This window comes from Bhargavaea ullalensis (genome assembly GCF_042432615.1).
Classification (GTDB): Bacteria; Bacillota; Bacilli; order Bacillales_A; family Planococcaceae; genus Bhargavaea; species Bhargavaea ullalensis.
Map to the genome: position 1 here is coordinate 1 of NZ_JBHLWY010000047.1, position 12,602 is coordinate 12,602.

The following is a 12,602-nucleotide window of genomic DNA, read 5'->3' on the forward strand; positions in this document are numbered from 1 at the left end:
TGGGCAAGAACATGCGAAATATCCATTAAAATGACAAAACGACCCCAAAAGATTTCTTTTGGGTCCGTTTTGTCTACAGTCTGAAACCGCTTCCGCCACATACGGCGGAAGCGGTTTTGATTTAAGTGAACCGGTCACTGATCTTCCAAAACACATAGGTTGCATCCGGCCGCCAGGCGTAGGAATCCTTGTAGGCCCAGTGCCTCCCCTTCACGTTGTACGTATGGGCATTCACATACGGCACGCCGTCGACGACCGACGTGACGATCGTGGTGTGGTTGAACACCCCGTCCCCTTCGAAGTCATAGGAAATGACATCCCCCGGCTCAAGCTCCGACGCGGATCCGACCTGTTTCGCGGTGAGTCCCCGGTCCGACCCCGCCAAATACCAGCGGAGCGAATGCGAAACGCTCCAGCTGAAACTCCAGCTTCCTCCCCCGATCCACCAACCCTTCTCCCGGTTCGGCGCTCCCCGCATCGGCGCCCCGCCCGCCCGGAGGCATTGTGAAATATAATTCGTACAGTCGACCGCAAACTTCGGATACGCCGGATTGTAGTCATCCCACCACCGGTTCGCATACGCGACGGCCGCTTCCCGGTCATAGACAGCCAGCCCCGCACCTCCTCCCCTTAACCTATGTTGCCGGGGAAAAGGCTATGATTCCTCAGTCAAATCCGGCTGGTTCGGCCGGTGGGAAATTAAACCTGTCCGGCTCAGGGGCCGAACCGTACGGCTCAACGCTGCATCCGTACGGTTCACGGCCCGACCCGTACGACTCATCACAGGAGACCTTGCAGGAAGCGGGCGAATTCCTGTGACTGGCGGATCCGCCTTACCCAGACCACGACAAAAACCGCCGGGCTCTCTAAAAAGAGAATCCGGCGGTTCATTCTGATGGAGCATAGGGGGCTCGAACCCCTGACCTCTGCGCTGCCAGCGCAACGCTCTCCCAATTGAGCTAATGCCCCGTTTGTTTGGTACAATGAAGAGTATACCAGACAATCGATTCGTTGACAACATAGAAATTGAGGTGGTCGCCATGCAGCACGCTGAGCGTGAAATCACGGAGCCTGTCCGGCTTTCGAACCCGGACGGCACCGTCAACCCCGATGCGATCGGCTTCGCCCGGAGCCCGATCATCACCGGCAACCTTGCGAAAAACTATCTGAAGAAAAAGCGCTGGAACTACTGGTGTGTGTTCGGCGACGAAGTGCTGTTTTCGGCAACCGTTGTGCATCTGGACTATGCGGCGGTCTGTTTCGTCTACCTCCTGCACTACGAAACCCAGCGCTTCTTCGAAAAGACCGTCACCATCCCGATCGGCCGCAATGTGTTCATGCCCGACGACGTCCACGGGAATGTGTCGTTCACCCATCCGGATATGAACATCCAGATGCTTTACGCCCAAAACAGCACCCGGCTGCTTGTAACGGTGCCCGACTTTGACGGCGAACTGCTGCATGCCGATCTGCTCATCACCCACCTGCCCGGCGACGAGTCCCTGAATGTCGTCGTGCCGTGGAACCGCAGGCAGTTCCAGTTCACCGCCAAGCATCATCTGCTCCCGACCGAAGGATTCGTGTCCCTCGGCGACCGGCGGTACGAGCTGACGCGCGACGAAAGTTTCGCCGTCCTTGATTTCGGCCGGGGCATCTGGCCGCGCAAGGCCGTCTCGAACTGGGCGATGGCTTCACAACGATACGGCCGGCGCCGGATCGGCCTCAACTTCGGAGGACAATGGACAGATGGAACCGGGATGACGGAAAACGCGGTTTTCCTTGACGGCAAGATGTTCAAAATCAGCGAGGATGTGCTGTTCGAATACGACCCGGAAGATTTCATGAAGCCATGGCGCATCCGGACGAAATTCTCGCGCACGGTTGACCTCACGTTCACCCCGTTTTTCGAGCGGACCGCCGGCACCGACGTCCGGCTCGTCCGCTCGGAAGTCCATCAGCTGATCGGCTACTTCAGTGGATGGCTCCGGCTCCAGGATCCTCATATGGACCTTCACATCGTCAAACTGCTCGGCTCTTCTGAAGAGCACCGGGCGGTCTGGTGAATTTCACCGAATGCCTTCATCTTTTCATTCCAACCAATCAAGCAGTGCCGCCCATCTCCGGGCCGCGCTGCTTTTTTTCATTCGCTCAGCCTCCGAACAGCCCGGCCATTTCTTCCGGATGATCCGTGAATATGGCGCGTGCGCCCGAGCGGCGGACCATTTCCGCATGTTCCCGGCTGTTGACGGTGAACACGCGGATGACCGCCCCTTCGGCGGCTGCGCGCTGTCCGGATTCCCGGACGGCATAGGGAATGGCCGAGTGCAGGGCATCCCCTCCGATTGAAGCGGCGTAGCCCGGACCGTCCGCCAAGATTTCCATGAACAGGACGCCGGTTTCGATCTCCGGTGCTTCCCGCTTCGCCTCGCGGATCGTTTCATGATCGAACGAAGACAGGATGACCCGCTGCTCCAGGCCGAATTCCCGCACGGCTGCGATGACTTTTTCCCGCATGCCGGGATACGGGAAAACGTCCGACTTGAGCTCAATGTTCAAACGGTGAGGCGTATGCTCAAACAATGCAAGCACTTCCATGAGCGTCGGAATCCTCTCTCCTTCAAATTCCCGCGAAAACCAGGAGCCCGCATCCAGTTTTTTAATTTCCGATAGCGTCAGATCCTTCACCATTCCGTTGCCGTCCGTCGTGCGGTCGACCGTTTCATCATGGATGACGACCGGTTCGCCGTCCGCCGTCAGATGGACATCAAATTCCACTCCGGTGATCGCCAGTCCTGCCGTCTTCCTGAAAGCCGCCATTGTGTTTTCCGGACAGCTTCCGGAAGCCCCGCGGTGTGCAAAGATCTCCATTTCCCCTCATCCTTCCTGCCGGGCCGAGCGCCCGGAGTTTGCGTTGATTATCCCACATCGGGAACTTCTCCGCCATCCGCCACGGTTTAGAAACGGTCATTTTAGGCAAGATAAAGACAAAGGGATAACGAAAGGGTGTGCAACCATGAAACTGAGACTGCTCGGCCTGACTTTGCTTTCCGGGACACTCGTCCTCGGCGCATGCGGCAACGGCAACAACGACAAAAACGACAACTCGGCCACAACAGAAGACACCGGCAATACGACGGAAGAAGCGCCTGACAATAACGCGGCGGGCGAGAACCCGGCTGGCGGCAAGGGTGATGAAGGCATGCAGGAGACGCAGCAGGGCTACGGCTTCAAAGTCTTTGATCTTGAAATCGAGGTAGACGGCGAGGATGCGGTCGATGCGGATTACAAGACGGACGAAGACGGGACATTCGAAGCGGATTATAAAAACACACTGCAGGGCGTCGACTACGACAACGATGAAAATCAGAAAGAAGCGATCGATGAACTCGACAAGCTGTTCAAGGACATCATCCTTGATCAGCAGATGAGCGAGGATGAAGTAAAGCAGAACATCCTTCAGGCACTCGATGTCAAGGATTACTCGAAATTCGATCTGGAAATTGAATTTGACGACGGCAAGACAATGAAAATCGAAGAAAATAAATAATCCCCGAATCACCCGCACATGCCCGCAAATCGCGGCTGTGCGGGTTTTTTCATGTAAAATAAAGGATTAAACGATATTCCGTCCCTCAATTTCCGCTGACTTGCCGGTTTATAACACTCATTTTTCGGTAATCTATTATGAGAACCATTTACACAGTCTGACATCCGGAGGTCTTGCATCATGGCGAAAAAACGACTGACATGGGTAGATGTCACGAAGGGATTCCTCATGATTCTCGTCGTGATCGGACACTATCCCGGAGAACTTGACTTCCCGCTCTCCAAATATATTTACTGGTTCCACATGCCTGCCTTTTTCCTGATGAGCGGCTTGTTCTTCAAAGAGGCAAAAACCCGTGCAGAAGCGGGTGCATCGATCCGCAAGCGGTTCATGCAGCTGATCGTTCCGTATTTATTCTTCCTTCTCCTGATCACGCTCATGCGTTACGGCATGGAACTCGGATACGGCAACACCGATCTCCACTGGTACTTGAACGACCTGTGGACGCTCGTTGTCGGCGGCCGGTTCGTCCGCGGCGCTTACGGCGTATTCTGGTTCGTCACAACCCTGTTCGCCGTATTCATCATCTTCACGGCGCTCACCCGCCACCTCGGCCGCAAAGCCCAGCTTGCCGTCATCGCCGGCTTTTATGTGGCGGCGCATGCCGAGAGCTTCTTCGCCAAGTATGCGCTGAGCGGCGGGACGGTGGAGGCCGCGCAACAGATTCCGCTTCCTTGGAACATTGACGTCGCCCTTATGGCAGCCGTCTATTTCGCGCTCGGCTATTATTTGAAGACGTTCTGGATGGATATTTCCCGGAAGTGGTTCACCGCAGGCGTTGTGACGGCGGCCGCCTGCCTGATCATGGATGCGGCCGGCGTGTTCGACTACCGGCTCAGCATGAAATTCCTTCGTTATGACCATTTCTTCCTGGACTTAATCATTCCGATTTCCTGCACGGTCGTCATCATCGGGCTGTTCCAGCGGCTCACTGCGAAAATGCCGCTCACCTGGCTGCAGAAAATCGAGAAGCACTCGATCTCCGTCATGTATCTGCACATTTTCGCGGACATCGTGCTCAATGATTTCTTCACCTACGGGCTCATCGGATTCACGGCAATCGGCCTTGTGCTGCCGATTCTCGTCTCGATCGCCCTGCAGAAGTTCATTCCGTACGGCAAACTGCTTCTCGGCGGCTTTCGCCCGAAGAAAAAGCCGAAGCCGTCCGTCGCCGGAGACTAGGACGGCAGTTGCAAACTTCAATCTAAAGACCAATGGAGACTGCCTGTGGCAGTCTCCATTTTGGTTCAATCATCCCTGTCATTCTTCGGATTCATACCAGGGGTTCAAATGAATCAGAACTTCATCCACATCCGGATGATGCTCAATGACCGTTTTCTTTATCTCCCGGATCATATCGTGGCCTTCCTGAATCGTTTTCTCGCCGGGAATGCTGATCCGGAGATCCACCAGCACATAGTGGCCATGGTCTCTGGCACGCAGGCGGTCGATTCTTTTCACTTCTGGAATCGTCAAGATCAGAGAAGCAAAACTGTCCAGCCGTTCCTGGCTGACGCTTTTTTCCATGAGTATGTCCAGCGCTTCCTTCCCCATGCCGAATGCCAGTCTGAACACGAGCGCAGTCACGATCAGTCCCGCAACGGGATCGCCGTATCCAAGAATTTTCACCTGAAGCAATTCTCCGGTGAGCGCCAGTCCGATCCCCAGCACTGCCGCCAATGATGCGTAGACATCCGCAAGATGGTCATAGGCAGTGGCGATGAGCGCTTTGCTGCTTGTCTGTTTGCCGACCTTAAGCGTGTATACATATAAAATTTGTTTCCACACAAGTGAAATCACCGCTGCGGAAAATGCAATGATGCTCGCTTTTTCGGGTTCCGCAAAAAAAGCGGACACCGATTCGTAAGCAATGTAAAGGGCTGCCAGTCCCAGAATGATGGCCACGATGGCCGAACTGATGACCTCGGCTTTGCCGTGTCCGTACGGATGATCTTCATCGGCCGGCCGCTGGGAAATGCGCATCGATGTCAGCGCCGCGGCACTCGCCACCACATCACCGGCATTGTGGTAGCCGTCTGCCAGAAGAACCGGGCTATGAAAGAGGGTGCCGACGACAATCTTGAGGATCGTCAGGATGATGTTGCTGATCAGGCTGATCCAGCCCGTAATAAATGTATTCGGTGCCGTGACTTGGCTCATGAATTGCCCTCCCGTCTGATTCTTTCTCATGGGCAACAAAACCCCTTGACTGGTGTCCAGTCAAGGGGTTGGAATTTCAAAAGGATTTGATTTGCCGGTGAGATTAACACGAATCATCATTGATCACTCTTTGCTTTTGTGGCGTTCCCTCATTGTATCACTCGGCAGGCGGCACGGGCAAGAATGCCGGACTCCCGGGCTTTTCCGCGTTCTTTTCATGTTTCTGGCCGGTCCCCCGCCCATGCCCTTGTTGCATATCAAAAAGCCCGGAGCTCCCCCCGCTCCGGGCTTTTTCACTCTTCCTCATCGCCGCCGATTTCGTCGCCTTTGAGCATCTGGTAGTACAAACCTCGGCTTTCGATCAGTTCCTGCTGTGGTCCGGATTCGACGAGGCGGCCGTCCTGCATGACGAAGATGAGATCCGCCTGGCGCACCGTGTTGAGCCGGTGGGCGATGATGAAGCTCGTGCGGCCTTCCATCAGGCGCTCGAGTGCTTCCTGGATCTTCATTTCCGTGACGGTGTCAATCGATGAAGTCGCTTCGTCGAGCAGCAGCAGCACCGGATCTGCGACAAGTGCCCGGGCGATCGACAAGAGCTGCTTCTGCCCCTGGCTGATCTCGCCGCCATCCGCGGACAGCACCTCTTCATAGCCGTCGTCAAGCTTCATGATGAAGTCATGGGCGTTTGCTTCTTTCGCCGCCCGGATCACTTCCTCATCGGTCGCGTCCAGCCGGCCGTAGCGGATGTTTTCCATGACGCTCGCCTCAAACAGGAACGGATCCTGCAGGACGAATGCCATCTGGCTCCGAAGGGTCTTCCTCGGCAGGTCTGTGATCGGGATGCCGTCGATCAGGATCTGTCCTTCATTTGCGTCGTAAAACCTCGCAAGCAGCTGCATGACGGTCGTTTTACCGGCGCCGGTCGCCCCGACAAAAGCGGCCGCTTCGCCCGGACGGACACGGAAGCTGATGTTCTTCGCCTGATAACCGCTTTTTTCCGGGTCGTAGCCGAATGAGACATCATGGAATTCGACCTCCCCCCTGAGCGCCAGGTCGCCGTATTCCACCGCGTCATCGCGCTCTTCCGGCTCGTCCATGATTGCAAACACCCGCTCTGCGCCGGCGATTGCCGACAGGACGGTGTTGAACTGGTTGGCCAGGTCGTTGAGCGGACGGGTGAACTGGCGCGCATATTCGGTGAAGATCACGATGGTCCCGATCGTGACGATTCCGTCGCCGCGGAGTGCCAGGATTCCTCCGACACCCGCAACAATCGCAAACGCCCCGTTGTTCAGCAGGTTCATCACTTTTGGGATGAACCCCGCGTAAGTCAGCGCCCAGAAGCCGGTGCGGCGGAGGTTTTCGCCTTTCTCGATGAACTCTTCCATGACCCGGTCTTCCTGTGAGAACGCCTTGACGATGCGCTGGCCGGAAACCGATTCCTCGATCATTCCGTTCAGTTCGCCGACCGCTTTCTGCTGGGCTTTGTACAAACGGCCGGTCCGGCGGGTGACCCACCGGACGGCGATGAACATGACCGGGATGATCGTCATCGTCAGCAGTGTGAGCAGCGGGCTCAGGCTGAGCATGACGACGACTGTCCCGACGAGCGTCAGCACACTCGAGAACACTTGGATGAACGAGTTGTTCAGTGTCTGGCTCACGTTTTCGATGTCGTTCGTCATGCGGCTCATGAGTTCGCCGTGCTGCCGCCGGTCGAAAAACTTCACCGGCAGCCGCTGGAAATGGCTGAACAGCCCCGCCCTCATCTTGTAGACCGCCTGTTGCGAAATGCCGATCATCCAGAAACTCTGCAGATACATGGAGACCGACAGGCCGAAGTAAACGGCAAGCAGGGCTGCGACCATTTTGCCGAATCCGCCGAACCGGCCGGCGACGATATAGTTGTCGACGATATGGCCGACCAGATAAGGACCGAGGATCGACAGCCCGGAAGACACGACGACAAGTGCAAGCACGGTCACGAGGAGCGCCCGCTGTTCATCGACGAGTTTCCAGATGCGCAGGAGCACGCCTTTCCAGTTGTCCGGCCGTTCGCCTTTTTTATGCGCCGGTTTTTTCAGGTCTCCTTTCGTCAGGATCGGTTCATAGCCGAACGGCCGCTTCAGGAATTCAGGCATCGCCGTCCACCTCCCCTTCATGCTGCGCCTGTGATTCAACGATATTCCGGTACAGTTCCGACTGTCCAAGCAGCTCTTCATGCGTGCCGTAGCCCGCCACGCGGCCCTCGTCCATGAGAAGCACGCGGTCCGCACCGGCAGCCGTGGCGACTTTCTGCGTGACGACGAGCATCGTCGCCCGCTCCTTCTCGAGCGCCTCCCACAGTGCGGCTTCCGTCTTCACGTCAAGCGCGGACGTGCTGTCGTCGAGGATCAGGATCGAGGGACGACGGACGAGCGCGCGGGCGATCGACAGCCGCTGCTTCTGGCCGCCGGACAAGTTCACGCCCTTCTGGCCGACCCGCGTCCCGTACTGATCCGGGAACCGCTCGACCGAGTCGTGGATCTGCGCTTTTCTTGCCGCCTCCTCCAACTCGTCCAGCCCCGCTTCCGGATCCCCCCAGCCAAGGTTTTCATGGATCGAGCCGGTGAACAGCATCGATTGCTGCGGCACGTAGCCGATGGCGTCGCGCAGGTCCTTCAGCGGCCAGCCGGCAATGTCACGGCCGTCGATCAGAATCCTGCCTTCCGTCGGATCAAAGAACCGCGGAATCAGATTGAGCAGCGTGGATTTGCCCGCGCCCGTCGCCCCCATGATGGCGAGCTTCTCGCCAGGGCGGACATGGAAGCTGACGCCGTGCAGCACCCCTTTGTCCGATCCTTCGTATTTAAATGAAACATGGTCAAACCGGAGATCCCCTGCCGGCATTTCGCCGCTTCCCCGCTCTGCCTCTTCCGAACCGCCGTCCGCAAGCAGAATCTCTTCCATCCGGTCCGCGGATGCCTTCGCCCGGGAATAAGCCACGATGATGAACGAGAACATCGAGAACGACCCGGTCATCCGGAGGGCGTAGTTGACGATCGCCACCACTTCCCCGACCTGTGCATCTCCCGCACGCACCTGAGAGGCGCCGAACCAGAGCACAGCCAGCAGACTCGCGTTCATGACGAACAACAACACCGGCAGAACAAGCTCCATGAGCCGGACCGCGGACACCGTATCCGACCGGAGCGCATCCGCCACCTTTGAAAACCGGGAAGATTCATAGGCGCCCCGGAGGTACGCCTTCACAAGACGGACCGCCTGCAGGTTTTCCTGGACGACCCGGTTCACCCGGTCAAGCCGGCGCTGCACCTTTCCGAACAACGCGACGCCTTTCCTTACCATGAACACGAGGAACACGACGAGGAACGGCACGCCGATCATGAGAAAAAGCGCGAGCTTCGGATTCACGATGAACGACATGATGAGCGCACCGGCCGCGGCGAGCGGAGCCCGGAGCATGATCCGGAGGCTCATGTACAGCACGTTCATCACCATCGTAATGTCGCTCGTCATCCTCGTCAGGAGCCCCGACTGCGGGAAACGGAGGAACGTCGACATCGTGAACGACTGGATCTTCTTGAACAGTGCCACCCGGAGATCAAATCCGAAGCTGTGAGCGGCATGTGCCGCGAAATACGAGTTCGTCACGCCGGAGAAAAAAGCGGCGAACGCCAGACCGGCCATGACACCGCCCCACAGCCAGACCGTGCCGGAGTCCCCCTGCAAAATCCCGTCGTCGATGATTCTTTGGATGACAAGCGGCTGTACGAGCTCGACGCCGAGCTCCACCAGCATGAGGACGAGCGCAATGGCGATTGGCCATTTATATTTCAACGCAAAAGAAAACACTGTTTTCAAGCAGTCATCACCTCAAATTCTTTCGTTCTTCGAATCATTTACCGACTTTCATTATGCCATATTCCGAACTTTCGGCATAGCGCCGTGTTTTAACTTTTCTGCATTTGAATCATTGACAATGGCTGGTGGTATGGCATATAGTACATTACAACAGTAATGCACCAAATCAGTCGGAGGTGACCCGGTGAAAATCAATCCGGACAGCAACGCCCCGATTTACCGACAGCTGGCGGACTGGATCGAGGAAGGCATCATCGCCGGCTCTTTCCCCGAACACGGAAAAGTGTATTCCCAGTATCAGCTCGCCGAACTGTATGCCATCAACCCCGCAACCGCCGCAAAGGGCCTGAACCTTCTCGCGGACGAGGACATCCTCTACAAAAAGCGCGGGCTGGGCATGTTTGTCGCGGAAGGGGCCAAAGAACTCATCATGAAGAAAAGACGGAGTGGCACCATGCTCGAGATGATCCGGGAAACGGTCCATGAAGCCCGGATTCTCGGCATTGGCGATGAAGAACTGATCACCATGATCAAAGAAGAAATGGAGGGTCTGAAATGAAGCGGCTGGAATTTGACGGAACCGAAAAGCGATTCCTGGGCACATCCGCATTGCGCGAACTGACACTAACGCTTGAAGGAGACAAGATCATTGGTCTTCTCGGACGCAACGGCGCCGGCAAGACGACAGCCATGAAGCTGGCGGCGGGATTCCTGCGGCCGACCGCGGGATCCGTCCGGGCATTCGGCGAACCGGCTTTCAATTCCCTGTTTGCCTCCGCCAATACGATCTACATGTCGGAGGACGTCCGGTTTCCCTACACGCTATCGCTCGGCGGGATCCTGGATGAACTGGCCCGGGCCTACCCGAATTTCGACCGGGCGCTTGCGGGCAGACTGGCCGATTACTTTTCACTGCCCTCCGATTCCAAGCATGCCGCCCTTTCCAAAGGGATGCAGAACACGTTCAACCTTATCGCCGGACTGGCCGCCCGGTGTCCGCTCACGTTGCTTGATGAACCGCTCAACGGCATGGACGCCGCCGTCCGCAAAGACCTGACGAGCGTGCTGTTGAAGGAATTCATCGAAGCCCCGAGGATGATCATCGTGTCCGGGCACCAGCTGCAGGGCCTTGAGGAGCTGTTCGAGGAAATCGCCATCCTCCATAAGGGCCGGCTCCTCCGTCATGAAGAAGCCGATTCCTTTAAAGGGCAGTTCAAGAAAGTATCCGGACCCGCTTCTGCCGTCAGCGCCGCGACGGAAAGGCATACCGTCATCTTAAGAAGGCCGTCACTTCCCGGCATGGAAGAAGCCATCGTCGAACTCGGACCGGGCATGACTTTATTTGCACCGGCCGGGACAGACCTTGCCGTTTCTGCCCTGTCGCTCAATGACGCCTATATCGCCGCCACAGGCGGAACGGAAGGAGGAATCGACCGTGTCTACGCTGATCCATCCGGCGAGAATAAGCCGCAAAACCGCCGTCACCCGGCAAATCGCCCGTAACCTGGCTTCAAGGCCGGGAATCATGGGTTCCCTGCTCTCCTTGCAGCTCGCGGGTACGCTGATTGCCATTTCTGCACAGAACGGCAGCAACGGCTCATTCGGCAACTTGACCCTCAACATCCAGACCTTCAACACTGACGTGATTGTCGTCTTGACGCTCGTCTGGGCATTTCTCGCCCCGCTTTACTTAACCGGCCGCGATTCGTTTGAAGCCGACATGGTTTTCACCAACGACCGGATCACCCGTCACTTTGGGAACATCGGCTACCTGGCTCTGCTCACGTTTGCCGGTTCCCTGACGGCGGTGATGGCCTGCCTGACCGTTCTTCTGCTCCCGCTGCTTGGAAGCCGGCCTGTGCTTTTTCCCGAATTCGGACAATGGGGGCTTGCAGGCTACGCCCTCGCCATGTTCACGGTCCTGCTGTCGTATTCCCTGCTGCTCATGGGTGCCGGTTACCTGATCGGCACGCTGATCGGGCTGTCCCGGCTGCTCGTCATCGGCCTCTTCCTGATCGGGCTGGTCTTGCTTGGCGTGCTTGATGATGCCGGACTGCGATGGCTCGGCCGCTTCAGCCGCTTCCTGTTCGGCAATGAACAACCTGTTATTCTGCTGATCAAGTCGGCCTCCTCTTCGGCCGTTCTCTTTCTGGCCGCCGTCCTCGCTTCAAACAGACAGGAGGCGGGCTCATGATCAACTTTTCACTGTTCGCCTTCATCGTCATTCTGATCCTGCTGGCAGCGCCGCTCAGGAAAAGGATCCCGGCACCGAACGGCCGTCTCATCAATCTGCTGTTCGTCGCTTATCTGGCGTTACTCATGGTCGGCGCGGCTGTCGCGTTGGTCGCGGCCGGAGCCAAGACAGGCCTGCCGTATGTCGGCGAGGGGGAAGGCACCGACCAGCCTCCCTATATTTATGAGACGGTGGTGGACGAAGGGGATCCGGAGTCGGTTCCGGAAGAGAAAATCGCCTTTGAAGAGACGTTTCCGTTTGAAGGGGGAGAACTTGTCCTGGAAAATCCGAACGGCCGAGGGAACGACACAATGGCCACGGTCGTCATCCGAAGAGGCATTCCCGGCGAACTGACCGTCACCGCCTACCGGACCGAACTGCTCGTCGACGGCTATGACTTATCGGCCGAAACCGGTCCGGAGCCGCCGGTACTCGACCGGACAAGAGGAACCCTGCTGATCGGTGACTACCGGCCGGTCAACATTGCGAGCATCGACAAGTCGTTCTTGACGGTTCCCCTGTTCAAAGGCGGATCCTCCGGAAGCTGGAGCATCCAGGAATCACCGGTTTACCTGCTCACCGTGCCGGAAGGCGTCAACGTGACGACAGAGGGCCCGGTGGAATTAACCGAGATCGGTGAATAGAACTATAAAAGCCGGCTTGGGACTTGTGAACCGAACCCTATAAAACGGACAATTTAATAAAAAACCTGCTTATGAAGCGATGAGATGATTCCGG

General features: G+C 57.0%; 12 protein-coding genes and 1 tRNA gene. 7 read left to right on the forward strand and 6 right to left on the reverse strand.

Annotated elements, in window-relative coordinates; translation table 11 throughout:
* Positions 1-121 precede the first annotated feature (121 nt).
* Together ACFFIY_RS14175 and ACFFIY_RS14180 are read right to left on the reverse strand one after the other, a co-directional pair.
* Positions 122-613: an amidase domain-containing protein gene (locus tag ACFFIY_RS14175; protein ID WP_354199481.1), complete on the reverse strand. Its 492-nt coding sequence runs from the start codon at positions 611-613 to the stop codon at positions 122-124.
* A 283-nt stretch (positions 614-896) separates the two neighbouring features.
* Positions 897-969, reverse strand: a tRNA-Ala gene (locus ACFFIY_RS14180).
* Positions 970-1,040: 71 nt separating this feature from the next.
* Here ACFFIY_RS14180 and ACFFIY_RS14185 point away from each other — a divergent pair.
* On the forward strand, positions 1,041-2,063 hold the full coding sequence (locus tag ACFFIY_RS14185) for a DUF2804 domain-containing protein (protein WP_354199459.1): 1,023 nt from the start codon (positions 1,041-1,043) through the stop codon (positions 2,061-2,063).
* Between the two features lie 85 nt (positions 2,064-2,148).
* Here ACFFIY_RS14185 and ACFFIY_RS14190 read toward each other — a convergent pair whose 3' ends face one another.
* Entirely contained in the window at positions 2,149-2,868 is a 720-nt protein-coding gene (locus ACFFIY_RS14190; protein WP_354199461.1) for a glycerophosphodiester phosphodiesterase, read from the reverse strand.
* 145 nt (positions 2,869-3,013) lie between these two features.
* Between ACFFIY_RS14190 and ACFFIY_RS14195 the strand changes: the two genes are divergently transcribed.
* Positions 3,014-3,547, forward strand: coding sequence for a YusW family protein (locus ACFFIY_RS14195; protein ID WP_354199463.1), 534 nt, complete (start codon positions 3,014-3,016; stop codon positions 3,545-3,547).
* Positions 3,548-3,727: 180 nt separating this feature from the next.
* Positions 3,728-4,789 (forward strand): acyltransferase family protein, encoded by a 1,062-nt coding sequence (locus ACFFIY_RS14200; protein ID WP_354199465.1) that lies wholly within the window; start codon positions 3,728-3,730, stop codon positions 4,787-4,789.
* 78 nt (positions 4,790-4,867) lie between these two features.
* On the opposite strand, the gene ACFFIY_RS14205 is transcribed toward ACFFIY_RS14200, so the two are convergent.
* From ACFFIY_RS14205 to ACFFIY_RS14215, 3 genes are all read right to left on the reverse strand, one after another.
* Positions 4,868-5,767, reverse strand: coding sequence for a cation diffusion facilitator family transporter (locus ACFFIY_RS14205; RefSeq protein WP_354199467.1), 900 nt, complete (start codon positions 5,765-5,767; stop codon positions 4,868-4,870).
* A gap of 293 nt (positions 5,768-6,060) precedes the next feature.
* Positions 6,061-7,908 (reverse strand): ABC transporter ATP-binding protein, encoded by a 1,848-nt coding sequence (locus tag ACFFIY_RS14210; RefSeq protein WP_354199469.1) that lies wholly within the window; start codon positions 7,906-7,908, stop codon positions 6,061-6,063.
* On the reverse strand, positions 7,901-9,631 hold the full coding sequence (locus ACFFIY_RS14215) for an ABC transporter ATP-binding protein (protein ID WP_354199471.1): 1,731 nt from the start codon (positions 9,629-9,631) through the stop codon (positions 7,901-7,903). The genes ACFFIY_RS14210 and ACFFIY_RS14215 overlap by 8 nt, the downstream gene beginning before the upstream one ends.
* A gap of 184 nt (positions 9,632-9,815) precedes the next feature.
* On the opposite strand from ACFFIY_RS14215, the gene ACFFIY_RS14220 reads away from it, so the two are divergent.
* The 4 genes from ACFFIY_RS14220 to ACFFIY_RS14235 are packed head-to-tail and all read left to right on the forward strand — an operon-like array spanning position 9,816 to position 12,508.
* Positions 9,816-10,190, forward strand: a complete 375-nt coding sequence (locus ACFFIY_RS14220; RefSeq protein WP_354199473.1) for a GntR family transcriptional regulator — start codon at positions 9,816-9,818, stop codon at positions 10,188-10,190.
* Entirely contained in the window at positions 10,187-11,134 is a 948-nt protein-coding gene (locus ACFFIY_RS14225; RefSeq protein ID WP_354199475.1) for an ATP-binding cassette domain-containing protein, read from the forward strand. Before ACFFIY_RS14220 ends, ACFFIY_RS14225 begins: the two co-directional genes overlap by 4 nt.
* Positions 11,067-11,825 carry a hypothetical protein gene (locus ACFFIY_RS14230; RefSeq protein WP_354199477.1) on the forward strand — a complete coding sequence of 253 codons (759 nt, stop codon included), beginning with the start codon at positions 11,067-11,069 and terminating at the stop codon, positions 11,823-11,825. Before ACFFIY_RS14225 ends, ACFFIY_RS14230 begins: the two co-directional genes overlap by 68 nt.
* Positions 11,822-12,508, forward strand: coding sequence for a hypothetical protein (locus ACFFIY_RS14235; protein WP_354199479.1), 687 nt, complete (start codon positions 11,822-11,824; stop codon positions 12,506-12,508). Before ACFFIY_RS14230 ends, ACFFIY_RS14235 begins: the two co-directional genes overlap by 4 nt.
* Positions 12,509-12,602: the final 94 nt, after the last annotated feature.

Excerpts from the sequence above, each read along its gene's own strand:
- ACFFIY_RS14205 (WP_354199467.1), bottom strand. The coding sequence starts at position 5,767 with ATGAGCCAAGTCACGGCACCGAATACATTTATTACGGGCTGGATCAGC.
- ACFFIY_RS14235 (WP_354199479.1), top strand. The coding sequence starts at position 11,822 with ATGATCAACTTTTCACTGTTCGCCTTCATCGTCATTCTGATCCTGCTG.
- ACFFIY_RS14190 (WP_354199461.1), bottom strand. The coding sequence starts at position 2,868 with ATGGAGATCTTTGCACACCGCGGGGCTTCCGGAAGCTGTCCGGAAAAC.
- ACFFIY_RS14185 (WP_354199459.1), top strand. The coding sequence starts at position 1,041 with ATGCAGCACGCTGAGCGTGAAATCACGGAGCCTGTCCGGCTTTCGAAC.
- ACFFIY_RS14210 (WP_354199469.1), bottom strand. The coding sequence starts at position 7,908 with ATGCCTGAATTCCTGAAGCGGCCGTTCGGCTATGAACCGATCCTGACG.
- ACFFIY_RS14200 (WP_354199465.1), top strand. The coding sequence starts at position 3,728 with ATGGCGAAAAAACGACTGACATGGGTAGATGTCACGAAGGGATTCCTC.
- ACFFIY_RS14195 (WP_354199463.1), top strand. The coding sequence starts at position 3,014 with ATGAAACTGAGACTGCTCGGCCTGACTTTGCTTTCCGGGACACTCGTC.
- ACFFIY_RS14225 (WP_354199475.1), top strand. The coding sequence starts at position 10,187 with ATGAAGCGGCTGGAATTTGACGGAACCGAAAAGCGATTCCTGGGCACA.